The sequence below is a fragment of the Pseudomonas sp. BGI-2 genome, from assembly GCF_004310295.1.
Lineage (GTDB): Bacteria > Pseudomonadota > Gammaproteobacteria > Pseudomonadales > Pseudomonadaceae > Aquipseudomonas.
Map to the genome: position 1 here is coordinate 41,407 of NZ_SISB01000031.1, position 25,410 is coordinate 66,816.

The 25,410-nt window shown below is 60.6% G+C and carries 22 protein-coding genes and 3 pseudogenes; 14 read left to right on the plus strand and 11 right to left on the minus strand.

Going from position 1 to position 25,410, the window contains the following annotated elements:
• Positions 1-217 precede the first annotated feature (217 nt).
• Entirely contained in the window at positions 218-1,066 is an 849-nt protein-coding gene (locus EYC95_RS20405) for a DUF2242 domain-containing protein (protein WP_131061965.1), read from the plus strand.
• 345 nt (positions 1,067-1,411) lie between these two features.
• Here the strand turns inward: EYC95_RS20405 and EYC95_RS20410 are convergent, their stop codons facing one another.
• Both EYC95_RS20410 and EYC95_RS20415 read right to left on the minus strand, forming a co-directional pair.
• On the minus strand, positions 1,412-2,452 hold the full coding sequence (locus EYC95_RS20410; RefSeq protein WP_131061966.1) for an AraC family transcriptional regulator: 1,041 nt from the start codon (positions 2,450-2,452) through the stop codon (positions 1,412-1,414).
• Between the two features lie 3 nt (positions 2,453-2,455).
• Complete coding sequence (locus EYC95_RS20415) at positions 2,456-3,586, minus strand: carbon-nitrogen hydrolase family protein (protein ID WP_131061967.1); 1,131 nt, start codon at positions 3,584-3,586, stop codon at positions 2,456-2,458.
• A gap of 209 nt (positions 3,587-3,795) precedes the next feature.
• Between EYC95_RS20415 and EYC95_RS20420 the strand changes: the two genes are divergently transcribed.
• Both EYC95_RS20420 and EYC95_RS20425 read left to right on the plus strand, forming a co-directional pair.
• Positions 3,796-5,835, plus strand: coding sequence for an FAD-dependent oxidoreductase (locus EYC95_RS20420; RefSeq protein WP_131061968.1), 2,040 nt, complete (start codon positions 3,796-3,798; stop codon positions 5,833-5,835).
• 189 nt (positions 5,836-6,024) lie between these two features.
• Positions 6,025-6,951 (plus strand): 1-aminocyclopropane-1-carboxylate deaminase/D-cysteine desulfhydrase, encoded by a 927-nt coding sequence (locus EYC95_RS20425; RefSeq protein WP_131061969.1) that lies wholly within the window; start codon positions 6,025-6,027, stop codon positions 6,949-6,951.
• Between the two features lie 41 nt (positions 6,952-6,992).
• Here the strand turns inward: EYC95_RS20425 and EYC95_RS20430 are convergent, their stop codons facing one another.
• The 3 genes from EYC95_RS20430 to EYC95_RS20440 form a co-directional block, all read right to left on the minus strand.
• On the minus strand, positions 6,993-7,541 hold the full coding sequence (locus tag EYC95_RS20430) for a cytochrome b (RefSeq protein WP_131061970.1): 549 nt from the start codon (positions 7,539-7,541) through the stop codon (positions 6,993-6,995).
• Between the two features lie 259 nt (positions 7,542-7,800).
• On the minus strand, positions 7,801-8,628 hold the full coding sequence (gene phnX, locus EYC95_RS20435; protein WP_131061971.1) for a phosphonoacetaldehyde hydrolase: 828 nt from the start codon (positions 8,626-8,628) through the stop codon (positions 7,801-7,803).
• 152 nt (positions 8,629-8,780) lie between these two features.
• On the minus strand, positions 8,781-9,890 hold the full coding sequence (locus EYC95_RS20440) for a 2-aminoethylphosphonate--pyruvate transaminase (protein WP_131061972.1): 1,110 nt from the start codon (positions 9,888-9,890) through the stop codon (positions 8,781-8,783).
• A gap of 115 nt (positions 9,891-10,005) precedes the next feature.
• Here EYC95_RS20440 and EYC95_RS20445 point away from each other — a divergent pair, with 115 nt between their 5' ends.
• Both EYC95_RS20445 and EYC95_RS20450 read left to right on the plus strand, forming a co-directional pair.
• Positions 10,006-10,869, plus strand: a complete 864-nt coding sequence (locus EYC95_RS20445; protein WP_131061973.1) for a LysR substrate-binding domain-containing protein — start codon at positions 10,006-10,008, stop codon at positions 10,867-10,869.
• 126 nt (positions 10,870-10,995) lie between these two features.
• Positions 10,996-11,406: pseudogene (locus EYC95_RS20450) on the plus strand (FAD-dependent oxidoreductase); the annotation flags it as partial.
• Here the strand turns inward: EYC95_RS20450 and EYC95_RS20455 are convergent.
• Positions 11,407-12,735 (minus strand): type VI secretion system Vgr family protein, encoded by a 1,329-nt coding sequence (locus EYC95_RS20455; RefSeq protein WP_131061974.1) that lies wholly within the window; start codon positions 12,733-12,735, stop codon positions 11,407-11,409.
• Between the two features lie 231 nt (positions 12,736-12,966).
• Between EYC95_RS20455 and EYC95_RS20460 the strand changes: the two genes are divergently transcribed.
• On the plus strand, positions 12,967-13,674 hold the full coding sequence (locus EYC95_RS20460) for a YebC/PmpR family DNA-binding transcriptional regulator (RefSeq protein ID WP_131061975.1): 708 nt from the start codon (positions 12,967-12,969) through the stop codon (positions 13,672-13,674).
• Between the two features lie 131 nt (positions 13,675-13,805).
• On the opposite strand, the gene EYC95_RS20465 is transcribed toward EYC95_RS20460, so the two are convergent.
• Positions 13,806-15,110, minus strand: a complete 1,305-nt coding sequence (locus EYC95_RS20465; RefSeq protein WP_131061976.1) for a leucine-rich repeat-containing protein kinase family protein — start codon at positions 15,108-15,110, stop codon at positions 13,806-13,808.
• 216 nt (positions 15,111-15,326) lie between these two features.
• A pseudogene (gene zapE / locus EYC95_RS20470) lies at positions 15,327-15,888 on the minus strand (cell division protein ZapE); the annotation flags it as partial.
• Positions 15,889-16,123: 235 nt separating this feature from the next.
• Here zapE and EYC95_RS20475 point away from each other — a divergent pair.
• From EYC95_RS20475 to EYC95_RS20505, 7 genes are all read left to right on the plus strand, one after another.
• Complete coding sequence (locus EYC95_RS20475; protein ID WP_371928429.1) at positions 16,124-16,639, plus strand: spore coat U domain-containing protein; 516 nt, start codon at positions 16,124-16,126, stop codon at positions 16,637-16,639.
• A 21-nt stretch (positions 16,640-16,660) separates the two neighbouring features.
• Positions 16,661-17,194, plus strand: coding sequence for a spore coat U domain-containing protein (locus EYC95_RS20480; RefSeq protein WP_131061978.1), 534 nt, complete (start codon positions 16,661-16,663; stop codon positions 17,192-17,194).
• Between the two features lie 19 nt (positions 17,195-17,213).
• A complete protein-coding gene (locus tag EYC95_RS20485; protein ID WP_131061979.1) occupies positions 17,214-17,750 on the plus strand; it encodes a spore coat protein U domain-containing protein in 537 nt (178 codons plus the stop codon).
• 4 nt (positions 17,751-17,754) lie between these two features.
• Positions 17,755-18,258: a spore coat U domain-containing protein gene (locus tag EYC95_RS20490; protein ID WP_131061980.1), complete on the plus strand. Its 504-nt coding sequence runs from the start codon at positions 17,755-17,757 to the stop codon at positions 18,256-18,258.
• Positions 18,259-18,286: 28 nt separating this feature from the next.
• Positions 18,287-19,075 (plus strand): molecular chaperone, encoded by a 789-nt coding sequence (locus EYC95_RS20495; protein ID WP_131061981.1) that lies wholly within the window; start codon positions 18,287-18,289, stop codon positions 19,073-19,075.
• A gap of 199 nt (positions 19,076-19,274) precedes the next feature.
• A complete protein-coding gene (locus EYC95_RS20500; RefSeq protein ID WP_131061982.1) occupies positions 19,275-21,632 on the plus strand; it encodes a fimbria/pilus outer membrane usher protein in 2,358 nt (785 codons plus the stop codon).
• Positions 21,629-22,591: a spore coat U domain-containing protein gene (locus EYC95_RS20505; RefSeq protein ID WP_131061983.1), complete on the plus strand. Its 963-nt coding sequence runs from the start codon at positions 21,629-21,631 to the stop codon at positions 22,589-22,591. Before EYC95_RS20500 ends, EYC95_RS20505 begins: the two co-directional genes overlap by 4 nt.
• Before the next feature lie 214 nt (positions 22,592-22,805).
• Here EYC95_RS20505 and EYC95_RS30695 read toward each other — a convergent pair whose 3' ends face one another.
• Positions 22,806-22,928, minus strand: coding sequence for a hypothetical protein (locus tag EYC95_RS30695; protein ID WP_256656981.1), 123 nt, complete (start codon positions 22,926-22,928; stop codon positions 22,806-22,808).
• Positions 22,929-23,162: 234 nt separating this feature from the next.
• On the opposite strand from EYC95_RS30695, the pseudogene EYC95_RS20510 reads away from it, so the two are divergent.
• Positions 23,163-23,987 (plus strand): annotated as a pseudogene (locus tag EYC95_RS20510) (IclR family transcriptional regulator).
• Between the two features lie 136 nt (positions 23,988-24,123).
• Here the strand turns inward: EYC95_RS20510 and EYC95_RS20515 are convergent.
• Positions 24,124-24,876: an anti-sigma factor gene (locus EYC95_RS20515; protein WP_131061984.1), complete on the minus strand. Its 753-nt coding sequence runs from the start codon at positions 24,874-24,876 to the stop codon at positions 24,124-24,126.
• The gene (locus EYC95_RS20520) at positions 24,873-25,379 is read right to left on the minus strand and encodes an RNA polymerase sigma factor (RefSeq protein WP_131061985.1); all 507 of its coding nucleotides are present in this window, start codon (positions 25,377-25,379) and stop codon (positions 24,873-24,875) included. Before EYC95_RS20520 ends, EYC95_RS20515 begins: the two co-directional genes overlap by 4 nt.
• Positions 25,380-25,410 lie beyond the last annotated feature (31 nt).

Genomic DNA, 25,410 nt, shown 5'->3' on the forward strand with positions numbered 1-25,410 from the left:
ACACAAAAACCCCGGCCGAAAGGCCGGGGTTTTTTATGCGTGCGATTCCGAGATTGGATGCAATCCCCTGTGGGAGCTTTGATCTAGCCTCGAACGGGACTTTTTCCCGTAACTGACAGTCAGTAAACATGTAAATGTTTTAAGACCCTAATCGATGCTCCGCTAAGCATCGATCTGTTGCACAATACGCCCCGGACTGTTTTCCTCAGGATGTTCAATGTTTAAATCAATTCCCATGCGTGTTGCCGGGCTGGCGCTGTTGCTGGCCGCTGTTGCCGGCTGCTCGTCGAAGAAAACCCCCATCTATGAGCATGAGAACTTCGATGACTCCGGGACGTTTTCGCGCAATTACCCGGTGACTGATGCGCAGACGTGCGAAGCCGCCCGTCGGGCGTTGCTCAGCCAGGGCTACATCATCACCAGCGCCGACCCGAAACTGGTCAGCGGACACAAAAGCTTCCAGCAGACCGGCGAAACGCACATGGAGATCAGCTTCAGTGTGGTCTGTGCCGATGACGGCAGTGAGGGTCATCATGCGACCATGTTCGCCAACGCCCTGCAGGATCGCTATGCACTGAAGAAGACCAACAACTCCGCCAGCGTTGGTGTGGGCGTGTTGGGTTCGGTGTCGATGCCGATCGGCTCGTCCGACGATTCGATGGTCAAGGTCGCCAGCGAAACCGTCTCGTCGGCCAAGTTCTACGAGCGTTTCTTTGCACTGGTGGAACTGTTCCTGCCGCCGGAAGCGAAGAAGGCCGCGCACATCACCGAGAAGCCGAAAACCGACCTGGGCGTGCCTGAGGCCAAGGCTACTCCGGCGCCTTTGGCCCCGACGCCGACGCCGACGCCGGCACCTGCGGCGGCACCCGCACCAGCGCCTGCGGCTGAACCTGCTCCAGCACCTGCTGCCTCGGAACCAGTCGCACCACCGCCTGAAACAGCGCCGATCACCCCGGTTGAAAGCCCGGAACCAGCTCCGTCGTCGGAAACCGTTACGCCACCGCCGCAATCCAGCCTGCCGCCACCGAGCGAGCCTATTTCGGCCATGCCGACCACCAGCCAGTAATCGGTATGCATTCGGGACCGTGTCAGATGACACCGTTCCCGAAATGGCTTTTAAATTGATCCGCGTCAACCCGGGCTGTAGTCCTACAGCCTCTATCGAAAAAATCCTGTGATAAATTCCTGACCGCCTGCTACGTTTTATAAGTAGCCGCTGAGCGGTGCGCCCGCGTCATTTTTCTTTCATGCGGGCACTTTATGCTCAAGGCGTTGGTCATTAATTCAGGCATTTTTAAACGAGCGGTAGGGGGATTTCACAATGGACGATTATCAAGAAGAGTTGCTTGAGTATCAGGCGTTTGAACTGGACCCATTGGAACCAGCGGAAGACGCTACAGAGCTGTAAGCATCATGCGGATTGGCGATGGCTGCGGCGAAACTCGCCGGGTGTCTGGCCGTTCCAGCGTTTGAAAGCTCGCTGGAAGGCTTCGGCCGATGCAAAACCCAGTAGGTAAGCGATTTCACCGAACGCCAGTTCAGTGTCGCGAATGTAGGTCATGGCCAGGTCGCGGCGAGTGTCGTTGAGAATGGCGCGAAATTGCGTGCCTTCCTCGGCGAGTTTGCGACGCAAGGTCCAGGTTGGCAGCTTCAGGCGTGCCGCCACTTCTTCCAGGTCGGGTTCTCGGCCACCATTGAGTAATGGCCCCAGCAACTGAGTGATGCGTTCACGCAGGCTGCGGGTGCGCGTCAGTTGCTCCAGTTCCCGTTCACAGAGTTGCAGCAAGTGTCGCCAGGTGCTCGGGCAGTGCTCCGGATTGCGCTGGGCGAGGCTGGCCAGACTCAGGCGCAGTTGGTTGTGTTCGGCGCCGAACTGAATCGGACAGTCGCCCAGCACCGCATACGCCTCACGGTAATCCGGCTCGCAGAACTCGATTTCGATTCGCTCGGCGCGAAGCGGGGCAGGGCTCACGCTGGACAATTGATGCAGCCACCCGGCGATGATCGAATCCACCACGAAGCGGTTGTAGGCGTTGTAAGGGCTGATGGAGTAGAACCGCAGCCATGCGCCCTGAGCGTCTTCGTGGAAACTCGACTGGCCGCGATAGTTGGAGCCATACAAGGCTTCGAAGCGAATCAGGCAGCGCGCCGCTTCTCGAACCGTCGGTGCCTGAGCGGCGGTGACTCCCGCCAGACCGGCCTGACTCAGACGACTGAGCTGGCCCATGCGCAAACCCAGCGCCGGGTCTTCGGTCAGTTGAATGGCACTGTGGCCCAGGCGCATGTAGCGCGGGATCGACAGCCGGGCCCCCGCTTCGGCCAAGCGCGCTGCATCGAGGCCGTATTGTTCAAGCAACGGTTGCGGGTCCATACCATGGCTGCGCACGGCGTCGGTCAGGCTATGAACGAAGCCCACCGACAAATCCCCAAGGCGCATCGGCAGCGGTTTCATGGCTTACAACCAGAGATTCAGCAACCGCGCACCACGGGCATTGCCGTCGGCGAACTGTTGCCCATTGTTGCTGAGAAAACTTTGACCCGCGCTGCCCTTGTCCCAGAACTGACCGCGCAGAAACACGCTCATGCCGGCAATCGTTTGGCTGCTGGGCGGTTGGCCGGTCAGTGTCAGACGATGCCAGGCCTGGCCTTCACTGAGTTCACCAGCCTTGAGACTGACCGAGCCAGGCGTCGACAAACCCTTGTAACCACGCCACGGTTTGTCCCAAGTGTCACGACCGACGACATACGCGGGAACCGCGACCAGGTGGGCGCCTTGGGCGTCAAGTTTGCGGTAGTTGTCCGGGTACCAGCTGTCGCTGCCGATCAACACGCCCAGGCGTCCTGCCGGGGTGTCGACGACGTTGAGCGTATGCTCGCCATTGGCTTCGATAACGTCTTGTTCAGCAAACACCGGATGCATCTGGCGTTGCGGCTGGCCGACCGGCAGTCCATCGCGACCGAACACCACGCTGCTGTTGTACAACGCGCCGTGGCCGACTTTCAGCGTACCGTCGATGATGCTCGGCTCAGGCAACACAATCGTGCCGGCCACCAGGGTGACGTGGAACTCCTTCGCCAGCCCCCCGAACAGTGCCTGATAGTCCTTGGCCATGCCTTTGGCCTTCATCCGCAAGTGAGCGTCGTCGAGACGGCTTTCGCCCTTGGCACTGATCAGCGCGCGGACGAACTGCACGGGATTGCTCACCGCCAGCCAGTTCATCGCTTCCTTCAGCGTGGTCGCCTGGTACAGCTCATCTTTCTCGCCGCTGACCATCAGCCAGGTGCCGATGTGTTCGGGCAACACGACGATGGTTTTCTCGTTCAGCAAGCCTTGGTCCTGAGCCTTCTGCAGATAGGCGGCAAGCTTGCGGTGCAGGCGTTCGGGGCTTTGATAGTCGGTGGGGAACAGCTCGGGCTGGATGCCCAGCAGATTGCCACGATCAGCGGGTGTGCCTTGATCGACCGCGAGATTGATCCGCAGGTCCGACAGGTAATGACCCACCGGACGGTCCGCGGCCCACATGGCGTAGGTCGTCAGGGCGGCAATCAATGCCATGGAGAAAGTCAGGTACAGAAGTTTGCGCATGGGGAAACAGTCGACAGTCGTGTGCAGGGTTCGCGCCTAGGGTAGGGCGCATGCCGGCGCTTGCCAAGGGGCGCTGCACATTTGGATCAATAAGTTGTCAGTTTCGGTCATTGAGTGACAGGGGCGCGACTCTTAGTCTGTCCAACATGACTGACGGGAGCCGAAGAGCTCCTGCATTTTTTCCGTGATCGCTCGATGTGGAGTTACAAATGGCCGCCGCTCATTACCCGCACCTGTTGGCCCCGCTGGACCTGGGTTTTACCACGCTGCGCAACCGCACCTTGATGGGTTCGATGCACACCGGTCTTGAGGAGAAGCCCGGCGGTTTCGAACGCATGGCGGCGTACTTCGCCGAGCGTGCTCGCGGCGGTGTTGGCCTGATGGTCACCGGCGGCATTGGCCCGAACGATGAGGGCGGGGTGTATTCCGGCGCGGCCAAACTGACCACCGAGGAAGAAGCACTCAAGCACCAGATCGTGACTCGTGCGGTGCATGAGGCGGGCGGCAAGATCTGCATGCAGATCCTCCACGCCGGTCGTTATGCCTACAGCCCGAAACAGGTCGCACCGAGCGCCATTCAGGCACCGATCAACCCGTTCAAGCCTAAAGAGCTGGACGAGGAAGGCATCGAGAAGCAGATCAGCGATTTCGTCACCTGCTCGACCCTGGCACAAAAAGCCGAGTACGACGGCGTCGAGATCATGGGCTCGGAAGGGTATTTCATTAACCAGTTCCTCGCCGCCCACACCAACCACCGCACCGACCGTTGGGGCGGCAGCTACGAAAACCGTATGCGCCTGCCGGTGGAAATCGTCCGACGCGTACGTGAAGCCACAGGCCCGAACTTCATCATTATCTTCCGCCTGTCGATGCTCGACCTGGTGGAAGGCGGCAGCACTTGGGAAGAGATCGTGACCCTGGCCAAAGCCATCGAGCAGGCCGGTGCGACCATCATCAACACCGGCATTGGCTGGCACGAAGCGCGGATTCCGACCATCGCCACCAAAGTGCCGCGTGCGGCGTTCAGCAAAGTCACCGCCAAGCTGCGCGGTTCGGTGAACATTCCGCTGATCACCACCAACCGCATCAACACCCCGGAAGTGGCCGAGCAGATTCTGGCCGAAGGTGATGCCGACATGGTCTCCATGGCGCGGCCGTTCCTCGCTGACCCGGATTTCGTCAACAAGGCGGCCGCTGGCCGTGGCGATGAAATCAACACCTGCATCGGTTGCAACCAGGCGTGCCTGGATCACACTTTCGGCGGCAAGTTGACCAGCTGCCTGGTGAACCCACGCGCGTGCCATGAAACCGAGCTCAACTACCTGCCGGTGCAGCACATCAAGAAAATCGCCGTGGTCGGTGCCGGTCCTGCGGGCCTGTCCGCGGCCACGGTGGCGGCCGAGCGGGGTCACGCGGTGACGCTGTTTGATTCGGCCAGCGAGATTGGCGGTCAGTTCAACATTGCCAAGCGTGTACCGGGCAAGGAAGAGTTCTTCGAAACCCTGCGTTACTTCAACCGCAAGCTGCAGACCACCAACGTCGAGGTGTGCCTGAACACCCGTGTCGACGTGGCAAAACTGGTTGAGGGCGGTTACGACGAAATCATCCTGGCCACCGGCATTGCCCCAAGAACTCCGGCGATTCCTGGCGTTGAAAACGCCAAGGTGCTGAGCTACCTGGACGTGATCCTGGAGCGGAAACCGGTGGGCAAGCGGGTGGCGGTGATTGGCGCGGGCGGTATCGGTTTCGACGTGTCGGAATTCCTCGTTCACCAAGGCGTGGCCACCAGTCAGGACCGCGAAGCGTTCTGGAAAGAGTGGGGCATCGACACGCATCTGGAAGCGCGCGGCGGTGTCGCCGGTATCAAGGCTGAACCGCATGCACCGGCGCGGGAAGTGTTCCTGCTGCAACGCAAAAAGTCCAAGGTCGGTGACGGCCTGGGCAAGACTACGGGCTGGATTCATCGCACCGGTCTGAAGAACAAGCAGGTGCAGATGCTCAACAGCGTTGAGTACCTGAAAATCGACGACGAAGGCCTGCACATCCGCATCGGCGAAACCGGCGAGCCGCAGGTGCTGCCGGTGGACAACATCGTGATCTGCGCCGGGCAGGATCCGCTGCGTGAATTGCAGGACGGTTTGGTGGCAGCGGGGCAGAACGTGCATTTGATCGGTGGCGCGGACGTGGCGGCGGAGCTGGATGCCAAGCGCGCGATCAATCAGGGTTCGCGGTTGGCTGCGCAGTTGTAATCAACTCAATCCCTGTGGCGAGGGGGCTTGCCCCCGTTTGGGCGCGAAGCGGCCACCGCTTTTTCCTGCAAAACCGTATCTGCCTATTTGCGACTGCTTCGCAGCCGAACGGGGCGGTGCGGCGGTCCGACAAGCCCCCTCGCCACAAGGGCTGCTAAGATGCCGGCTCTTCACCCAGAGCCGGCATCAATGTTTCCCCCTCCGAACAACTGGCTACCCCAAGCCCCACTTGAACCCCTTCACCTCGATTGGCTCACCGCAGCCAACATCGAAGTCGCCATCCTGCGCCTCGACCAGATCGACCCACTGATCAGCGGCAACAAATGGTTCAAACTCATCGAACACCTCAACGCCGCTGACCAGATCGGTGCCCAGGGCATCATCAGCCTGGGCGGTGCGCATTCCAATCATCTGCATGCACTGGCAGCCGCCGGTAAACGTTTCGATTTCAAAACGGTCGGCCTGCTGCGCGGTCATGCGCAAGAGACGCCGACGGTGAAGGACTTGCAAGCGTTCGGCATGCAGTTGCACTGGTTGGGTTATGGCGGCTATCGAGCGCGACACGAACCGGGTTTCTGGCAGCCGTGGCAGGCGCAGTATCCCGACCTGCATCCGGTGCCCGAAGGTGGCGGTGGTCTGCGTGGCGCGCGGGGTTGCATGCCGTTGAAGGCAATGGTCCTCGAGCAACTGGGCAACCTGGGCTGGAGCGATTACGACGGTTGGTGGCTGGCCTGCGGAACCGGAACGACTCTGGCCGGCCTGGTACTGGCCGAGGCGAGCGAACATCCGGTGTTTGGCGCGCTCGCAGTGCCCGACGATCATGGCGTGGCGCAGCAGGTTGAATCGATTGTGCGAGAGGCGGGTTTGCAGGAACCGGCTTATGAACTGTTCGACGCCAGCCGTGGCGGCTTTGCCAAAGTCGATCAGCTGTTACTCGACTTTATCGACCAGACTGAACAGGCCACAGGTATCCCCCTCGAACCGCTGTACACCGGCAAAGCATTGCTGATGCTCAAGCAGCAAGTCGAGGCTGGAAGATTCAACAAGGGCACGCGGCTGATCTTCATCCATACCGGCGGTTTGCAGGGCCGCCGGGGATTCCACCCAAAAACCTGAAGCACGCATCGCCACAGCGTCAGTGTTTTCAGTGCCCTTGTTCATCCACGCTTGGGCATCATCCGCAGCAGCGTGTTATCGCCCACCACATAGTGGTGATAAATCCCCGCCACCGCGTGCAGGCCGATCAGCCAATACCCGATGGTGCCGCCCAGCACATGCCAGCCCTCGATTTGCTTGGCCAGCGCCTTGTCCTCCGAGACCAGCAACGGCAGGTCAAAGCCATAAAACATCACCTGATGACCCTTGGCGCTGGTTACCAGCCATCCAAGAATCGGCATCGCAATCATGAAAATATACAACGCCCAGTGCATCAGTCTGGCCAGCACGGTCTGCCAGTGCGGCGAGGCCGGGAAGATCTGTGGTGCCGGGCCCAGGCTGCGAGCGATCAACCGCAACCAGACCAACACGAATACCGTCAAGCCGAGCATGAAGTGCGATTCAACGATCAACGTCCGGCCACCGCTGCCCTTGGGAAAGATCCCGCGAAACTCGATACAGGCGTAAACCAGCGCCAGCAGAACCAGCATCAACCAATGCAGCGCGATCGACACAGTGCTGTAGCGTGAGTCGGAATTTTTCCACGGCATACGGTGTTCCTCACAGGTCGGCCACCGTTCTTGGTCGACGGTGTTCCTTAACTGTAAGCCTGATTCGAGGGGTCTGCCTGATCCTGGTCAAGGTTCAATGCTCTGGTTCAGGTAACAGACAGAAAAAAGCACCGCTGTCCCTTGTAGGAGCGAGGCTTGCCCGCGAAGGCGTCTGCACATTCAACAGGGATGTCGGCTGGTAGAACGTCTTCGCGGGCAAGCCTCGCTCCTACAGAGGACAGCGGTGCTTTTGGGTGGATCAACTGCTTTGCGGCATCTCACCCTTGGCCAGACGCTTGTTGATGTCGGCGATCACTTGCGGCAAGTCGGTGATGGTGTCGATCATGTAGTGCGGTCGTGAGCCTTCGAACAGTGCGTGGATGCGTTTGCGTTCACTGTCGAGTTCGTCGCTGCCAAGGGCGCGGAAGCCTTCGTAGTCCAGACCCAGCGCGTTACCGGAGCAGATCAGCGCCACGGTCCACATACCGGCACGACGACCTTCGAGAATGCCCGGCACGGTGTCGTCGATCTTCACGCAAGCCGCGACATCGTCGATGCCCAACGCAATCACGTTGGCCAGTGCCTGGGCTGGCCATGGGCGGCCGTTAGGTACTTCGTCAGTGGCGACTACGTGGTCGGCAACGTAACCGTTGGTGGCGGCCAGTTCGACCACTTTGTCCATGACCTGTTTCGGGTAACCGGAGCAGGAACCGATCTTGATCCCTTGCTGACGCAGGGTGGCGATGGTGTCGAGTGCGCCCGGAATCAGTGCCGAGTGCTCGGCGATTTTTTCGATTTGCAGTGGCATGAAACGTTTGTAGATGGCGGTGACGTCATCGTCGGTCGGTGTGCGGCCGAACACGGCGCGATAACGCTCGGCAACTTCCGGCTGGTCGCACAGGGTACGAATGTGGTCCCACTTGCCCATGCCCATCGGCCCGCGGGCCTCTTCGATGGACACCTGGACGTCGAACTCGGCGAAGGCTTCGACAAAAATCTGCGTCGGCGCGAAGGAGCCGAAGTCGACCACGGTGCCGGCCCAGTCGAGGATGGCGGCCTGGAGTTTGGTTGGGTTGTTGTAATTCATGGTGATCAAATTCCTGTGATAACTGACTGTTTGGGAGCCGCTTTTTGTGGGAGCGGGCTTGCTCGCGAAGGCGGTGTATCAGTCGACATCAAGTTGAATGTCAGTCCGCTTTCGCGAGCAAGCCCGCTCCCACAGGGGGAATGTGGTGTTGTTTAGATCTCTAACACTTCCATCTCGCGCAGCACTTCGGCAATCGCCGCCACGGCCGCGTGCATCTCGGCCTGGTTGACGTGTCCGATGCAGCCGACGCGGAAGGTGTCGACCTGGGTCAATTTGCCGGGGTAGAGGATGAAACCCTTGGCCTTGACCCGTTCGTAGAATTCCTTGAACTGGTATCGCGGATCTTTCGGCGCGTGGAAGGTGACGATGATCGGTGCCTGGATCGCGGCGGGCAGAAAGCTGTGCAAGCCGAGTTTGGCCATGTCATCGAGCAGCACCTGGCAGTTGTTGGCATAGCGTTGATGCCGCGCCGGCAAACCGCCTTCTTCGTTGTACTGCAGCAGGGCTTCGTGCAACGCGGCGACCACGTGGGTCGGCGGCGTGAAGCGCCACTGGCCGGTCTTGGCCATGTAGGCGTGCTGGTCGAACAAATCCATCGCCAAGGAGTGCGAGTTGCCGGCCGCGTTGGCCAGCGCGTCTTTGCGAGCGAAGACAAAACCCATGCCCGGCACACCTTCCAGGCATTTGCCCGAGGCGGCGATCAGCGCGTCGAAGGGCACCTGTTGTGCGTCGATCGGCAACGCGCCGAAGGAACTCATGGCGTCGATGATCAGGCGTTTGCCGTGTTGCGCGATGACGCGGGCGATTTCCGGCAGCGGGTTGAGGATACCGGTGCTGGTCTCGCAGTGAATCAGCGCGACGTGGGTGATGCTCGCATCGGCCCGCAGCAGACGGTCGACGTCGGCGGTGGTGGTCGGTTCGTCTTCGGCGGTTTCGAAGGTGCTGAAGGGGCGGCCGAGCACTTCGCAGATTTTCGCCAGGCGTTTGCCGTAGGCGCCATTGATCAGCACCAGCACTTTGCCGTCGCGGGGCACCAGGGTGCCGATTGCTGCTTCGACGGCGAAGGTGCCGCTGCCTTGCAGGGGTACGCAGTGGTGGCTGTCGCCGCCGTTGATGATCGTCAGCAATTGCTCGCACAGGCTGGCGGTCAGTTGATTGAAGCGGTCATCCCATGAACCCCAGTCGACCATCATCGCCTGACGGGTGCGGGCCGATGTGGTCAGTGGGCCGGGGGTGAGCAGGATTGGCTCGGCAGTGCTCATTCTTGTGTCCTCGCAAAAGCTCTCTGTGGGATGAAGCTACGGGACATAAATTGCAATTTCGGGTGCTATCAATCAAATTGTTTGTTGTTATGCCAGCCATCAGTGAGAGTTATTCATGAACCTGTTCCAGCTTCGAGCCTTTGACGCCGTGGCCCGCGAAGGCAGCTTCACCCGCGCTGCCGAGCGGCTGTTCATCAGCCAACCGGCGGTCACCGGGCACATCAAGGCCCTGGAGGAGCATTACCAGATCACCTTGCTGCGCCGCACCGCGCGACGAGTGGAGCTGACGGAGGAGGGCACCAAGCTGGCGGCGATCACCCGGGCGATGTTCGGCCTGGCCGAGGAAGCGCAAGTGCTGCTGGAAGCGAATCGACAGTTGCTGACCGGTCGTTTGGAAGTGGCGGCGGACGGGCCGCACATGGTGATGCCGATGCTGGCAAGTCTACGGGCGCGGTATCCGGGGATCACCGTGAATCTGCGGTTGGGCAATGCTCAGGAAACGCTGGCGGCGTTGTTGTCCGAGCATGCCGACGTGGCCGTGTTGACTGAAGTCGAGCCGCGCAAAGGCCTGCACCTGCAAGCGTTGAACGAATCACGGATTTGCGCGCTGGTGCCTGAAAGTCATCCTTGGGCCAAGGCGTCCAAGGGCGTGAAGCTCAAGGAGCTGGATCAGGTGATTATGGTATTGCGTGAACCGAGTTCGATTACCCGACGGACGTTCGATGAGGCTTGCGCGATGGCGTCGGTCAATCCCAGGGTGTTGCTGGAGCTGGACAGTCGCGAGGCGGTGACCGAGGCCGTGGCGGCGGAGTTGGGCGTTGGGGTGGTGTCGTCTGTGGAAGTCAGTCATGACCCGAGGGTGGCGGCGGTGCCGATTCTGGGTGAAGGGTTGGTTAACCGGCACATGATCGGGTGCATGGAACGGCGGCGGGATTTGCGTTTGATTCGGGCGTTTTTCGAGTTGACGCCAGTCAGGTAAACCGAGGTGCGACCTTCGCGGGCAAGCCACGCTCCCACAGGGATTTATGTTGGCCGAAAATGTTGTGTACGACGCAAACCTGTGGGAGCGGGCTTGCTCGCGAAGTGGCCAGACCTGCCTACACACAGCCTGAGCGAGTTCTTTCCGGCGTTTGCCGAGGTCAAGGTCGAGGCGACATGGAACGGCCCGTCGGACCGTTCAGTAACCGGTTTGCCGTTCTTCGGCCAGATGAGTGCCAGCGGTAACGTGTTTTACGGTTTCGGTTATTCTGGCAGCGGCGTCGGTCCGTGCCATATGGGCGGGCAGATCCTCGCCTCAATGGTTCAGGGGCTGGACAACGCCTGGACCCGTTCGCCCTTGGTGAATGGCCCGTTGGGCTTCTTTCCGCCGGAACCGATTCGTTACCTCGGCTCATTAATGGTGCGCAACGCCATTCGCCGCAAGGAGCGCGCCGAGGACCACGGCCGTCGGCCGCGGCATCTGGATGTGCGTCTGGCCAAGTTCGCGGCGGCGGCAGGCAAGGCTGACAAGGGCTGATCAGTCCTGACGGTTGACCAGCCAATCGAGCAGCAAGCGGCCATCGCCGCGTGGCGGTCGAGCGAGTCGAGGCGCTGGCGGGTTGCTCGCAGTGGCACACAGCACAGGGCGATCCGGGTCGCTGTCGAGAAAACTGATGAGCACTTCGGTGCCGGCGAGTGGCAGCCTGGACGGGTCGATCCGACCGTCCGGCGCGGCGAGGGCCACGGGTAGCCAGAGGCCGGTGGATTGATCGTCATCGGCCTGCGCGGTGGGCCACAACCGCACCTCAATCCGTCCTTGTTCATCCAGCACCGCCGGCTGCCCGACCGGGCCCAGCACTCGCGCCGTCTGATAACCCGGAATACTCGGTCTGGCCTGCGTGAGCGCAGGCCGGAACACCGTGGACCACGGAATGGCGCTGAACTGATTGCTGTAATGCCGGGTCATGTCGAATGTGTCCTCGGCGAGAATCGACGGCTGTTGGCCCTGATGCCGGATCTCGGTCAGCAGCCACTGATCGTTGAAGTTCGGGATGGGATGTTCTGACACTTGCACGATGCTTCCACTGCGCACATCACAGTGATTGCTTTGCCCTTGAATCTGCCGATGCCGGCAGCGCAGGCGTTCAAGTGAGCGACGACTCGATTGCTCACGCTCGAGCTGTTGCGGCGCAGGCGATGCGGTGAGTGGGGGCGAGGCGTGACGCTGGAACAATTCACTGATTACCGGCGCGCTGGTGCGATGGGGGGACTCGTCGTAAAAGGGCATCAAAAGCGGTTCCTGGGGGAAGCTCAGGCTGTCATCCGCCAGCACCAGCATGTGGCTGTCGCGCTGATGTTCGAAGTGGTAGTGGATGCCTTCTTCTTCGCAGAGCCGTTGGAGGAACGCCAGGTCGGTCTCTTCAAACTGAATGCAAAACGGACGGACTGGGTAGCGCCCGTTCGGCAGGTCAAAGCGGACGCTGTCTTCGGGGATCGCATTTTCTGCGAGCAACTGGCGCAGGATGGCGGGCACGCCGAGTTGATGAAAGACCCGACGACAAGGTTGCCGGTCCAGCTGTAGAAGCCAGGGCACCAGCACCAAGTGGTAGCCGACCCGGTGCGGCCCACGATACTCGCGACTGGCGGTGTGCAAGAGGCCATGAATGCCGGTTTCATCCCCCAGGCTCAGGAACGCCGATTGCTGGAGCAACTGCTCGAGGTTCATGGCCGGTGCCAGCCCGATCACTTCGATCTCAAAACGATAGGGCTGGTTGATACTTTCTCGGCCACTGAACTGCAGCACCTGCAGAATCAAACCGCTGTCCAGGAGGGTCAGGGTGTAGGGACTTTCCTTGTCGTTGTGCATCGAACGCGCTTCTGCCATGGAATATGGGCGCAGAGGGTACGAAACCACGGCCCTTTATAGTCACCGCAAATCGACTTTTCAGAATCGCCCTACAAGCGCTGGTGAAGATGTCGATTCGTCATGCCGGTGAGCCGGGTGGAATTTTTGGTCGATTGCCAACTTTAGGCCGTATAAACTTGCGCAAAGCGTCGGCCAATAGATGTCTCGGCGCCACAGATAAGAGAGTGAGTAATGGGCGCACAGTGGAAGGTTAAACACAAAGAAGCGGCATCTAACGCCAAGGGCAAGATCTTCGGCAAACTGGTAAAAGAAATCACCATTGCTGCGCGCAACGGTGCCGATGTCACGACCAACGCACACCTGCGTCTGGTGGTTGAACAGGCTAAAAAAGCGTCGATGCCCCGCGAAACCCTCGAACGCGCGATCAAGAAAGGCTCCGGCCAGCTCGGCGAAACCGTGCAATACCATCGCGTGACCTATGAAGGCTTCGCCCCGCATCAGGTGCCGCTGATCGTTGAATGCGTCACCGACAACATCAACCGCACCGTCGCTGAAATCCGCGTGGCATTTCGCAAGGGCCAATTGGGCGCTTCCGGTTCGGTGGCGTGGGACTTCAACCATGTGGGCATGATCGAAGCGTCCCCGGACAGCCCTGACGCCGATCCGGAAATGGCCGCGATTGAAGCCGGTGCCCAGGATTTTGAGCCAGGTGAAGAAGAGGGCACGACCCTGTTCCTGACCGAGCCAGGTGACCTGGACGCCGTTCAGAAAGCACTGCCTGAGCAAGGTTTTACCGTGTTGTCGGCCAAGTTGGGCTATCAGCCGAAAAACCCGGTGACGGGTTTGAGCGATGAGCAGATGGCTGAAGTCGAGGCGTTCCTGGAAGGCCTCGATAACCATGATGATGTGCAGGATATGTTTGTTGGTTTGGCCGGGTAATTTGCTTCTTCAGTGATACCGCCATCGCGAGCAGGCTCGCTCCCACAGTAGGTCTGTGTTGATCACAAAATCATGTGTACGACACAAAACCCCTGTAGGAGCGAGCCTGCTCGCGAATGACCGCGAAGCGGTCACTGGATATCAAGTAATCCCACAATCTCACTGAACCCCGGCCGCGCCAGGACATCCGGCTGACAGCAACGCTGTTCCAGTTCCTCCAGCTGCAAGCGCCTTTCATCGCTCAACCCCGAGTCGATCCGCTCCAGCAATTCCCCCAGCAAAACCCCAAACGCCCGCACTTCGATCCGTTGCAGCGCTCGGCTTTCGAGGCTGTCGCATGTCGCATGAAAAGACGCCGCGCCAAAGTCCCCCAACAGGCAATCACCGTGCTCGTTCCACAAAATATTGTGGCCATAGAGATCACCGTGGGTGATGCCTTGGCGGTGCAAATGCTCGGCCACCGAGGCGATGCCGCGAGCTATGCGCAGCGCCACATCGGCACTGAAACGGGTGTCATCGGCATAGACGTCACGGGTACAGGACGCCAGGCTCGGCAGTCCGGCCAGATTGCGGTAACTCGGGTCGATCAGTTGCATCACCAGCCCGGCCTGCTGTTCGGGATGCCCGACGATCCGGCCTTCTACCCGGATCAGATGGGAGTGAATGCCGGCGGAGATGCAGGCGTTCATCTCGTGCAGCGGTGAACCGTCGCTGGTCATTTCGCCTTTGTAGAGTTTGACCGCGACCTGTGTGGCCAGTCGTTCCCACAGCGCCCGATGAATCACCCCCGAAGCACCTTCGCCCAGTTGTTGCTCCAGACGCAGTTCGGACCACGCAATACTCGTCGTCGCTTCGAGGGCCGCCGCATCGGCTTCGGTTTCCAGCGGGTTACCGGCGTAAGCCAGCCAGGTCAGGCTCGGCAGGGTCAGCAGCCACTCGGGCAGTTCGATCAGTTGATTGGCTGCGATGCGGATCAGTTCGAGTCGATGGCAATGGCTCAGGCTCTCGGGCAGGCGCTGCAAGCGATTGCCGGCGAGCATGAGTTTTTGCAGGTGTGAGCATTGACCCAACTCAGCGGGCAATTCACTGAGGCTGTTATCGGTCAGGATCAGCCAGCGCAACAGCGGAGGCAGCGCAGCGGCGGGGACCGTTTCAATGGCATTGGCCTTGAAGCCGATCATTGTCAGCGCGGCGCATTGGCCGAGGCACGCGGGCAGTTCGGTAAACAGGTTGTCCGAGCAAAAAAGCACGCGCAAGCGGGTCAGGCGATGCAGGTCATCCGGCAGGCTGCTCAAGGCGTTGCCGCTGAGGTTGAGCACTTCCAGCGAGTCCGCCAGGTCGAAGATTTCTCGCGGAAATTCGGTCAGGCCGCAGGCCAGGTCCAGTCGGGTGATGCCTGTCAGTTGACCGGCGCGCAGTTGGGCGAGGGTATCCATGGACGGGTTCGCTATTGATCGAGAGGAGGGCGCGGGGGCCTGGAAATGGACGACATGATAACGGCAAAGGTGTGTCGCCTGTGAGGCCGCCATCGCGCCCTGAGCCTTTCCGTCAACGCGGTTTTGCTGTGTCCAGCTCGCTGGTCAACGGTGAGCCGTGCCGGAGCAAGGCCTGTAAATAAACCTTTTCGTCGTACACGGTACTGGTCTTCCAGCACCGAGCAACGTCAGTTGCTTGTCCTGATCGTACAAAACGTCGATCAAATTGATGAAGCGCTGCTGCGCCGCCGTCGAGCAATCGGCAAGGTCAGGCAGCTCGTCGATGATCCAGTGATCGAATCGTCGGCACAGCTCCAGGTAATCCATGACCGCCGTGGGGTGTTCGCACAGATCGCCAAAGGTAAAACCGATGGTGCGTTCTTCACAGCGTCGCGCTTGAAGGTGACGTGCGCCGACCGGCAGTTGCAGGGGCGGTGCGCCGCGTTCGGGCAGGTCCAGCGCCTGACGTTGCGCCACGGTGCCCGGCCAGACGTAGCGGCCATGGGTAAACACCTGCTGCGCGTGCGTCCTCATCTGGCTGCGGTAGTCATGGGGTCCGCCGACCTCCATGGACCTGCATGCGCGCATGGATCAAGTCGATCACCGGTTTGAATCGCGCATGATAGAGCGGGTTGGGCAATAGACCTTCCGGCGGATAATTGGACGTCACCAGCAGCAGAATGCCCCGTTGGAACAACGCCTTGAACAGCCCCGTAATCGTCAGGCAGGCTTCCCCGAGCTGCGGCGGCGTAGTGTAACCAAAGGGTTTACCTTCCAGTGATGTCGACCCTATCTCGACAGGACTCTGCAGTTTGTAGAGATTTTTAGGCCGTTATCAGTTTTTTTTAGCCAAATCCCGGTAAAAAAAAACCGTTGCAGGGATGCATCGACGATGAGCGGCTGGCGAAATTCCGGTGCGTAGCTACCCTGATGCCTAGTCGCCACCACACGCAAGGAATGGGGCCGTGAATGGAATGATGGTATTGGCAGTCACAGGTGTGACGCTCAGCGCGCAGGTATTGGCAGCAGAACTTCAGGTTGACGTACGCGTCGACGTACAGCGCGGCTGTCAGTTGGTCGGGCAACAACGTCAGGCAGGGATCGAGCAACTGGGCGTGCTCGACTTCGGCAGTACCGCGCGGCTGGATGACCCGGCCGGACCGCTGGGCGCGGCGCTGATGAATGAGCGACTGCCAAGGCTCGAATGCAACCCCGACACCCCTTATCAATTACGCGTTGACGGCGGCCAACACGGTGGCGTCGGTGAAGTGCGTTACATGGCGGGTTCCGCCGGCAGCAAGCCCATCCCTTATCGGCTTTACCAGGACCCGGCGCGGCTGATCCCGCTGGCGGTGAATGTGCCGGTGAGTGGCCGTGTACCGGATTCCGGTTCAGTGGATTTGCCCCTGTATGCGCGTATCGAACGGCTGGCGGAGATTCCCCGTGTCAGCCGCTATTCAGATGTGCTGAAAGTGACGGTCACCTGGTAGCGAGGAGTGGGGGTTGGCGCCATGACAAGCAGGCACTGGAGGGTTATCGCCGTGAGCACACTGGTTCTGCTGGCCGACGACGCGCAAGCCGCGGTCAGCGGGCAGATACAAGCGCGGCTGACCATTACCTCCGGTTGTGAAGTCACCAATGATGCCGCCCCTGACACTCTGGCCAGCGATTTCGGCACGCTTGATTTCGGCCAGCAAGGCCCGACCTGGAATCGCCCGATCAACGCCAGCCTCGGCGACGGCGGTAACGGCAGGCTGAACGTCGTCTGCAACCCTTCGGTCACCGGGTTCACCGTCACCATCGATGGCGGTGCCCATGGCGACGGCACGACCCGACGCCTGAGCAACGGCAGCCAGACCATCCCTTATCAATTGTTCCTCGACGCTTCCGCAAATCAGCGCTACAGCATCGGTCAACAACACAATTTCGCTGTCACCAGCGGGGCCCAGATACCGATCCCGGTATTTGGCTCGGTGGTGGCGAATACCCGTGCGTTACCGCGCGGTGTCTATACCGACACCCTGACGGTGACGCTGGATTGGTAACCCGTAGAGGACGGACACCATGCACATGCTTGCATCAAGGATAGGTTTGTCACTGCTTGGCCTGACGCTGGCGTCCAGTGCCCATGCCGCCACCACGGTCACCGGCCAGATAACGTCCAGTCTGATTCTGATCAGCAGCTGTCAAGTCAACGGAGCCGGCGGTTCCAGCAGCCTGAACTTCGGTGCGTTGAATTTCGGCACCGAAAACAGCCTGTTCACCACCGCCAATGCGCAAGTGCTGGGTGGTGGTGGCGGGGCGTTGGCGATTCTGTGTTCCAGCGGCACCACGCCGGCCGTGAAGGTCCGGGCGGGTGCCCATGACGGCTTGTCTTCCGGCGGCACCCGAGCCCTGGCAGATGGCAGCGGCAACTATGTGCCGTATGACCTGTACACCGACGTCGGGCATTCGCAGATTCTGGCCATCGACGGGGTGATCAACCTCACAACCAGCACCGGTGTGGCGCAAACCGTGAACCTCTACGGTAAAGCCGTGGGCAAGGCCGGGCTACCGGCCGGCACCTACACCGACACCGTTGCCGTCGAACTGACGTTCTAGAACGATGACACAAAAGCACGGCTATGCGGCGCTGTTCCTGCTGTGTGCGGGGTGCGTGCCGTTGCCGCTGGCGGCGGTGACCAGCCAGAGTTTTCAGGTCAGCGCCACGGTCACCGCCGGGTGCCTGGTGGTGGGCGGTGTATCGAATTACGGCAGCCTCAACTTCGGCAGCCAGTCAGCCTTGGCCACCAGTACGGTGCAAGTGGCGTTGAGCGCCGGTGTGCAGTTGCAATGCACACCGGGGGTGACGATGAACATGAGTGTCGATGGCGGCCAGTACAACAGCAGCGGGCGGCATATGCAGCTCACGACCGGCAGTAACCGCGTGGCGTACCAGCTGTTTCGTGATGCGGCGTTCAGCCAGAGCCTGGGGATCGGCCAGAGTGTCGCCGTGGCCTACACCGATGCCAATAACATCAGCCTGCCAATTTATGGACGGGTGCAATTACCGGGCGATCAGCCTGGGGGGACGTACAGCGATGTGCTGCAAGTGCAGCTGTCGTGGTAATGCGTCGTTTTGAATAGGGAGCAGGCTTATGAGTTCACCTTCGCTGCGGCATTCGATCATGCGTTGTGCGGTGTTGGCGATGGTGTTACTGGGGGCGAACAAGGTGCAGGCCGCCAGTTCGGTGCTGATCTGGCCGATCGACCCGGTGCTGGAGGCCGATCAACAGGCCAGCGCCCTGTGGCTGGAAAACCGTGGCAGTGAGACCGCCAACTTGCAGATCCGGGTGTTCGCCTGGAGCCAGAGTGGCTTCAACGATCAGTATCAGAATCAGCGCGATGTAATCGGCAGCCCACCGGTGGCGAAGATTGAACCCGGTCAGAAACAACTCGTGCGCCTGACCCGCACCCGGGAGATTCCACCGGGGCAGGAACTAACTTACCGCATCATCATCGATGAAATTCCCTCGGCTAAAACCCCCGCTTCCGAAGACGGCAAGACCGCTGCGGCGATTCGTTTTCAGATGCGTTATTCGGTGCCGTTGTTCGCTTATGGCGCCGGGCTTTGGAGCAAGGAAGACACCACCCGCCAACGTGATCCCAAAGGCGTCGGCTTGCCGGATCTGAGTTGGCGCACGGTGGCGGTGGACGGTCGGCCCTATGTCGAAGTGCGTAACCAGGGCGCGGTGCATGCAAGGCTGACCGATGTGGCGCTCAAGCAAGGCAGCCAGACCCAGCCGCTGGTGGAAGGCCTGTTGGGTTACGTGCTGCCTGGCGCAATCATGCGCTGGCCGGCACCGGGACCGATGGCCGCCAATCCGGCGTTGCAGGTACGGGTCAACGGCGCGCCGCAGGTTCAGAGCATTATCCCAACACGTTAATCACATCCCCTGTAGCAGCTGCCGAAGGCTGCGTTCGGCTGCGGAGCAGTCGCCAAATCAGGCACCGCAGTCATTCAGGTAAATCGTAGAGACCGTTTTGCGACTGCTTCGCAGCCGAACGCAGGCTTCGCCAGCGGCTACAGGGATTGTGTGAGTTGTGACAAAGAGGAATCTGTCCATAGACGGACCAAATGCGCGAATGAGCCAAGGCCTGGCTCGCAGTTTACAGCGGCCGTTGTGGGCAGTGAGCTGCGCGTACTGGCTGGTGTTCGCCCCTCAAACAGGGGCCGGTGATCTGCCGCCACCGCCCAGCGGCATGGAGGCTGTGGCCGATGCACAGTTGTTTCTGGAATTGGTGGTCAATCAAATGAATACCGGACGAGTCGTGGCGGTGGAGCAGAGGCGCGGACGGTTCTTTCTACCGGCCAGCGCATTACACGACACCGGCATCAAGCTGCCTGAAAACACCGGCACCGAAGTCGACCTCGACAGCGTCCCGGGCCTGCACAGCGAGTACGACAGTGGCGCTCAACGATTGCTGCTGGAGGTGCCACCGGACTGGCTGCCGGAGCAGTTCGTCGGCAACCGCCAAGCCTATCCGCGAACCCCGGCCCTGAGCAGTTTCGGTGCCTTGCTCAACTACGACCTGTACCTCAACGACACCGATGACGCCGGCACTTACCTCGCGGCATGGAACGAAGTGCGGCTGTTCGACAGCTGGGGCACGCTGTCCAACACCGGGCAATACCGCCGCACATTGTCGGGGGAGGCGGTGAGTACGCTGAGTAATGGTTACCTGCGCTACGACACCACCTGGCGTTATTCCGATGACGAGCGATTGCTGACTTATGAGGCCGGCGACCTGGTCAGCGGCGCGCTACCGTGGAGCAGCTCGGTGCGCCTGGGCGGGGTGCAAGTGTCCCGTGACTTCGGCGTGCGCCCGGACCTGGTGACCTACCCCTTGCCGCAGTTTGCCGGCGAAGCGGCCGTGCCGTCCTCGGTGGACCTGTTCATCAACGGCTACAAATCCAGCAGCGCCGAGCTGCAACCCGGTCCTTACACACTGACCAACATCCCGTTCATCAACGGCGCCGGAGAAGCGGTCGTGGTCACGACGGATGCGCTGGGCCGACAGGTCTCGACCACGGTGCCGTTCTACGTCACCAGCAGCTTGCTGCAAAAAGGCTTGAGTGATTTTTCTGTCGCCGCCGGCACCTTGCGCCGAGACTACGGCCTCCGCGATTTCAGCTACGGCCCCGGTGTCACGTCCGGCAGCCTGCGTTACGGTTTGAGTGATAACTTCACTCTGGAAAGCCATGCCGAAGCGTCGGATTCCCTGAGTCTCGGCGGCATGGGCGGCAACCTGCGACTGGGCAATTTCGGGGTGCTCAACACCGCGCTCAGCCAAAGCCGTTTCGAAGGCGAAAACGGTCAGCAATTGAGCCTCGGCTATCAGTACAGCAGCCAGCGCTACAGCTTTTCCTGGCAACGCCTGCAACGTCGCGATCAGTACGCCGACCTGACCGTGGTCGACAGCCCTTACACCACCCTGAGCACACGCAGCGAACAGGCGACCCTGAGCCTCAACCTCGACACGTGGGGCAGCCTCGGCGTCGGTTATTTCGACGTGCGTGCGGCGGATGATTCGCGCACCCGGTTGCTCAACCTGACCTGGAGCAAACCCTTGTGGCGCAACACCAGTTTCTACTTATCGGCCAACCGCGAAATCGGTGACAGCAACTGGGCGGTGCAGGCGCAACTGGTGATCCCGTTCGATCTGCGCGGCAGTCTGGCCATCAGCAGCGAACGCAGCAAGACCGGGCAAAACCAGCAGCGGGTCAACTACAGCCGCGCGGTGCCCACCGAAGGCGGGGTGGGCTTCAACCTCGGTTACGCCCATGGCGATGGCCCGGATTATCGTCAGGCTGACCTGACCTGGCGCCTGCAATCGGTGCAGTTGCAGGCGGGTGTCTATGGCAACAGCGACGCCGAAACCCGTTGGGCCGATGCCAGTGGCTCGTTGGTCTGGATGGACCGTCAGGTATTCGCGGCCAACCGGATCGACGATGCTTTTGTGGTGGTCAGCACCGAGGGTTACGCGGACATTCCCGTGCGCTACGAAAACCAGCAGGTGGGTCAGACGGATCGCAACGGCCACTTGCTGGTGCCCTGGAGCAGCGCCTATTACCGTGGCAAATACGAAATCGATCCGCTGAATCTGCCGGCTAACGTGCGCAGCCACAATGTCGAGCAGCGGATCGCGGTACGCCGGGGCAGCGGTTATCTGCTGGAGTTTCCGTTAACCAAGGTGATCGCTGCGAGCATCGTGCTGGTGGATGCACAGCAACGGGAATTGCCCTTGGGCAGCAACGTTGTGCACGAGCAGAGCGGCGCACAAACCGTGGTCGGCTGGGACGGTCTGGTGTACCTGGAAAACCTTCAAAAGCACAACAGCTTGCGGGTGACACTGGCGGATGGAAAGAGCTGCCAGGTGCAGTTCGCCGTGGACTCGAATCAGGATCAGGTCCCGCTGATCGGGCCGTTGGTGTGCCAATGAAATGGCTGGTGTTGTTGGCGCTATGGCTGCCGGGGTGCGCCTGGGCGCTGTGCTCCGTGGTCAGCACCACAGCGGCGGCGTTCGGTTCACAGAGTTCGATTGCGGTGCGCACCACGGCTCAAGCCAGTTCCACCCCCAATGCGGGGTTGAGTTGCACCGGCTCACTGCTGTCATTGCTGACTGACAATGACCACTTCTACGCCACCGTCTCGTCGACTCAATCCGGCTTGCTCGGGCCGACCGGGGACGTTATCGGCTATACGTTGTATGCCGACAACAGCACCAGCTACCCGATCACCCGTGGCGTGGCATTCGATTTCGCCCGCAATGGCATCATCGATGCGCTCGGCCTGCTGGGCAGTGTGATACCGAAAACCGCGCCCGTTTATTTGCGAACGACCATCGGCAGCAACGTAGCGGCGGGCGTCTACAGCGAGACCCTGAGTATTTTCTGGAGCTGGAATTATTGTGCGGTCATCGGTGCCGGCAGCATCTGCCTGGGGCGCGACATCGGCAGTGGCACTGCGACGGTAACCGTCAATATGACCGTGGCCAACGACTGCACCATCACCGCACCGAACATCAGTTTCGGCAGTGCGCCGGTGGTCAGCGGCTTCACTGCAGTCACCGGCCAGACCATCAACCTGGCCTGCACCAAGGGCAGCGCCTACACCGTGGGGCTGGACGACGGCCAGCATGCGGCCGGTATCGGCGGGCGCCGACGGATGATCTCGGGTGCAAATTACCTGGCCTACGACATCTTCAAAAGTGCCGGCACCACCCGCTGGGGCAGTGTCGGCGGTGCGCGTCGGGCCAGTTCCGACGCGGAGGTGAACCCTGGCAATGGCTTGGGGACGGGCAGCCAGGTGTTTAACTACAACGCAAAAATCTACACCGACCAGACCACACCGCCGGCTGGGACTTATCTGGACAGCGTGATCCTTGATGTCGGGTTTTGATGTCGAAAACACCACCGACTCTGTAGCAGCTGCCGAGCCTGCGAGGCTGCGTTCGGCTGCGCAGCAGTCGTAAACCCGGTTTACGCGGTTTTCCTGAAAGAACCGGTTGCCTGAGTTTACGACTGCTTCGCAGCCGAACGCAGCCGAACGCAGCCTCGCGCTGCTCGGCAGTTGCTACAGGGGGAGCGTTCCAAACGTTATGGGTGGGGATCGGCTACCGCTCGATACTGCGATTCCACCGCGCATTCCATTCCGGGCGCTGTTCGTTGACCTGATCCCAGTCAAACACGAACTCGCCTTTCTCGCTGCCGAGTCCTTCTAGTTGCACAAAAGCCATAACTGCGCTCCACCTGAGATTGTTATGCGTCGCCCGAAGGCGCGCTTTTTTGTATGGGCAGATACGAAAGATGTTGCTGGGTGCGTTGGCGCTCGACTTCAGTCGGCTGCCGCTGTTGTTCGAATCGCCCCTGTCTGGACGCAAAGTAGGACGAAGACATCAATGGCCTATTTCACTGAAGCGCTGACTATTTTCAGTTTCATTCAGTGAATAAATTTATCGTCGAGAAATCACATGCCTGATTCCATTGAGCGGAATGAAAACAACAATGAAGTCGGTGTCGGGGCTGTCTCCAGATTGTTTGCGGTGTTGCGCAGCCTGGGCGACACGGTTGAAGGCGGGGAGCGTGTGACACAACTGGCGCAGCGCATCGGTCTGTCGAACCGACCACGCATCGCTACCTGCGCAGCCTGATGGACGAAGGCATGGTCGAGCAGGACGCTCGCAGTAAACGCTATCGCCTGAGCCTGGATTTTTTTGCGCTGGCGGCACGGGCTGGCAACACCGGAAATCTGCGCGAACTGGTGCGGCCGTCGTTGTTGCGGCTGTCGGGCTCACTGGGGGATTCGTTTTTTTTACTGGCACGCAGCGGTTTTGATGCGATCTGCCTGGACCGCAGTGAAGGGCCGTTTCCGATTCGCACCTTTACCGGCGATATCGGCGGGCGGGTGGCGCTGGGTGTGGGGCAGGGCAGCCTGGCGTTTCTGCCGGAAGATGAGCGCGATACGGTGATCCATTACAACCTGCCGCGGCTCAAGGATTTTCACCTGTACGGCGAGGTGTTCCTGCGCTCGGAAGTCGAGAATGTGCGCGCTGGGGTATGCCGGGCGCAACACTGGCGTGCTGCAAGGCATGGCCGGTGTGGCGGTGCCGATTCTGGATCGCGAAGGACGGGCCGTGGCGGCGTTGAGCGTGGCCACGGTGAGTGATCGGCTGGGGCCGGACCGTTTGCCGACGGTAGTGGACATGCTTAAGCGCGAAGCGGCGCTGATCGGGCCGCGGATCAATCCGTTTGATCCGTTGTTGCGCCGGCCATCGCAGGTGTTTGGGCAGGGCTGACCACACTCTCCAAATAACCACCATTCCCTTTGTGGGAGCGGGCTTGCTCGCGAAAGCGCCGGATCAGTCGACATCAATGTTGAATTACAAACCGCCTTCGCGAGCAAGCCCGCTCCCACAAGGGATTGTGGTGTGGTCAGAACTGGGTGGTCTGCTTGAGCATCTGCGCCGCTGGCGTATCGCTCGGGCTGACCATCGCATAGTTGTAGCCAGCGCCGGACCAGTACTCGGCCTGCAACTCGCCATCGCTTCGACTGCCACGGGGCAGCAGGTTGTTTTTCGGTCCTGGTGGTCGCACGTAGAAGCTGATCTTGTGCCCGCCCTGGTCCTCGTAAACCACCATCGCCGCCGGCCCTTGCTCGGTGCTGAGCAAACGGCCGCTGACCGGTTTGTAACCTGAACTCGCCAGGTCCGGCAGACGGTTGGCGTGGGTGAAATAACGGTCGAGCCAGCCCTGCATGTCGCCGTCATCGCTGACCTTGTAGTCGGCTGGCAGGATGCCTTGCTGGGCGATCAAGCGGTAAGCCTGCATGGCATCGGTCATCGGCAGTGACGCGCTGGTTAGCGTCATTTCCCGCGCCTGCCAGCCACTCAATCCGCCGACACTGACCGCGATCAAGAGCACCGCAGCGCTGGCCAGATGACGGCGGGACTGGCGTTTTAGGCGTTGGCGAATCAGCGCCGGGTCGAGGTCCAGGTTGGCTGTGTAGTGCAACGCGCCGCTCATCGCCGCGCGCAGTTGTTGGGCGTCCTGCTGCCAGGCGCGCACTTGTGCGGCGGTTTCAGGATTGCTGGCCAGGTAAGTCTCGACCAGGCGCCGGTCGGCGTCGTTGAGTTGATGATCGACGTAGGCGTGCAGGTCGCGTTCGCTAGGGGGCATGCTGATCATTTGAGTATCCGCAGAGAAGGGCTGGTGATTTCGCCGTCGCTGAGTTGGCGCAGGGCCTGACGGGCGCGGGACAGGCGGGACATCACGGTGCCAGTGGGGACGTCGAGAATCTCGGCGACCTCTTTATAACTCAAACCTTCCACCGACACCCAGAGCAGCAGCGCGCGCTGTTCAGTGGTGAGCCGGTCGAAGGCTTGCAGCGTCGATTGGGCGATCACGGTGCGTTCTACTGACGGTTGGGCATCGTCGCGGCCGGTAAAGAATTCGAGCATCCGCGCATAACGCCGGGAGCGTCGGTGGGCGTCGAGAAACTGTCGATAAAGTATCGAAAACAACCAGGCGCGCAAGTCGCCTTCGGGGCGTTTGTCGCCCCAACTGGAGAGGGCGCGCTCCAGGCTCGACTGCACCAGATCGTCCGCGCTGCTGGGATTGCGTGTCAACGACACGCCAAACCGCCGCAATCTGGGAATGATTTCTCTGAGTTGTTCGTCGATATCGTTCATGAAGTTCTGACTAGTCACTACGCTTGGGACT

What these genes read in the sequence shown, in the direction of transcription:
- EYC95_RS20515 (WP_131061984.1), bottom strand. Translation starts at nt 24,876, where the DNA reads ATGATCAGCATGCCCCCTAGCGAACGCGACCTGCACGCCTACGTCGAT.
- EYC95_RS20410 (WP_131061966.1), bottom strand. Translation starts at nt 2,452, where the DNA reads ATGAAACCGCTGCCGATGCGCCTTGGGGATTTGTCGGTGGGCTTCGTT.
- EYC95_RS20415 (WP_131061967.1), bottom strand. Translation starts at nt 3,586, where the DNA reads ATGCGCAAACTTCTGTACCTGACTTTCTCCATGGCATTGATTGCCGCC.
- EYC95_RS20455 (WP_131061974.1), bottom strand. Translation starts at nt 12,735, where the DNA reads ATGCACAACGACAAGGAAAGTCCCTACACCCTGACCCTCCTGGACAGC.
- EYC95_RS20460 (WP_131061975.1), top strand. Translation starts at nt 12,967, where the DNA reads ATGGGCGCACAGTGGAAGGTTAAACACAAAGAAGCGGCATCTAACGCC.
- EYC95_RS20520 (WP_131061985.1), bottom strand. Translation starts at nt 25,379, where the DNA reads ATGAACGATATCGACGAACAACTCAGAGAAATCATTCCCAGATTGCGG.
- EYC95_RS20445 (WP_131061973.1), top strand. Translation starts at nt 10,006, where the DNA reads ATGAACCTGTTCCAGCTTCGAGCCTTTGACGCCGTGGCCCGCGAAGGC.
- EYC95_RS30695 (WP_256656981.1), bottom strand. Translation starts at nt 22,928, where the DNA reads ATGGCTTTTGTGCAACTAGAAGGACTCGGCAGCGAGAAAGGCGAGTTC.
- EYC95_RS20465 (WP_131061976.1), bottom strand. Translation starts at nt 15,110, where the DNA reads ATGGATACCCTCGCCCAACTGCGCGCCGGTCAACTGACAGGCATCACC.
- EYC95_RS20485 (WP_131061979.1), top strand. Translation starts at nt 17,214, where the DNA reads ATGCACATGCTTGCATCAAGGATAGGTTTGTCACTGCTTGGCCTGACG.
- EYC95_RS20475 (WP_371928429.1), top strand. Translation starts at nt 16,124, where the DNA reads ATGATGGTATTGGCAGTCACAGGTGTGACGCTCAGCGCGCAGGTATTG.
- EYC95_RS20440 (WP_131061972.1), bottom strand. Translation starts at nt 9,890, where the DNA reads ATGAGCACTGCCGAGCCAATCCTGCTCACCCCCGGCCCACTGACCACA.
- EYC95_RS20430 (WP_131061970.1), bottom strand. Translation starts at nt 7,541, where the DNA reads ATGCCGTGGAAAAATTCCGACTCACGCTACAGCACTGTGTCGATCGCG.
- EYC95_RS20480 (WP_131061978.1), top strand. Translation starts at nt 16,661, where the DNA reads ATGACAAGCAGGCACTGGAGGGTTATCGCCGTGAGCACACTGGTTCTG.
- phnX (WP_131061971.1), bottom strand. Translation starts at nt 8,628, where the DNA reads ATGAATTACAACAACCCAACCAAACTCCAGGCCGCCATCCTCGACTGG.
- EYC95_RS20405 (WP_131061965.1), top strand. Translation starts at nt 218, where the DNA reads ATGTTTAAATCAATTCCCATGCGTGTTGCCGGGCTGGCGCTGTTGCTG.
- EYC95_RS20495 (WP_131061981.1), top strand. Translation starts at nt 18,287, where the DNA reads ATGAGTTCACCTTCGCTGCGGCATTCGATCATGCGTTGTGCGGTGTTG.
- EYC95_RS20420 (WP_131061968.1), top strand. Translation starts at nt 3,796, where the DNA reads ATGGCCGCCGCTCATTACCCGCACCTGTTGGCCCCGCTGGACCTGGGT.
- EYC95_RS20490 (WP_131061980.1), top strand. Translation starts at nt 17,755, where the DNA reads ATGACACAAAAGCACGGCTATGCGGCGCTGTTCCTGCTGTGTGCGGGG.
- EYC95_RS20425 (WP_131061969.1), top strand. Translation starts at nt 6,025, where the DNA reads ATGTTTCCCCCTCCGAACAACTGGCTACCCCAAGCCCCACTTGAACCC.
- EYC95_RS20505 (WP_131061983.1), top strand. Translation starts at nt 21,629, where the DNA reads ATGAAATGGCTGGTGTTGTTGGCGCTATGGCTGCCGGGGTGCGCCTGG.
- EYC95_RS20500 (WP_131061982.1), top strand. Translation starts at nt 19,275, where the DNA reads ATGAGCCAAGGCCTGGCTCGCAGTTTACAGCGGCCGTTGTGGGCAGTG.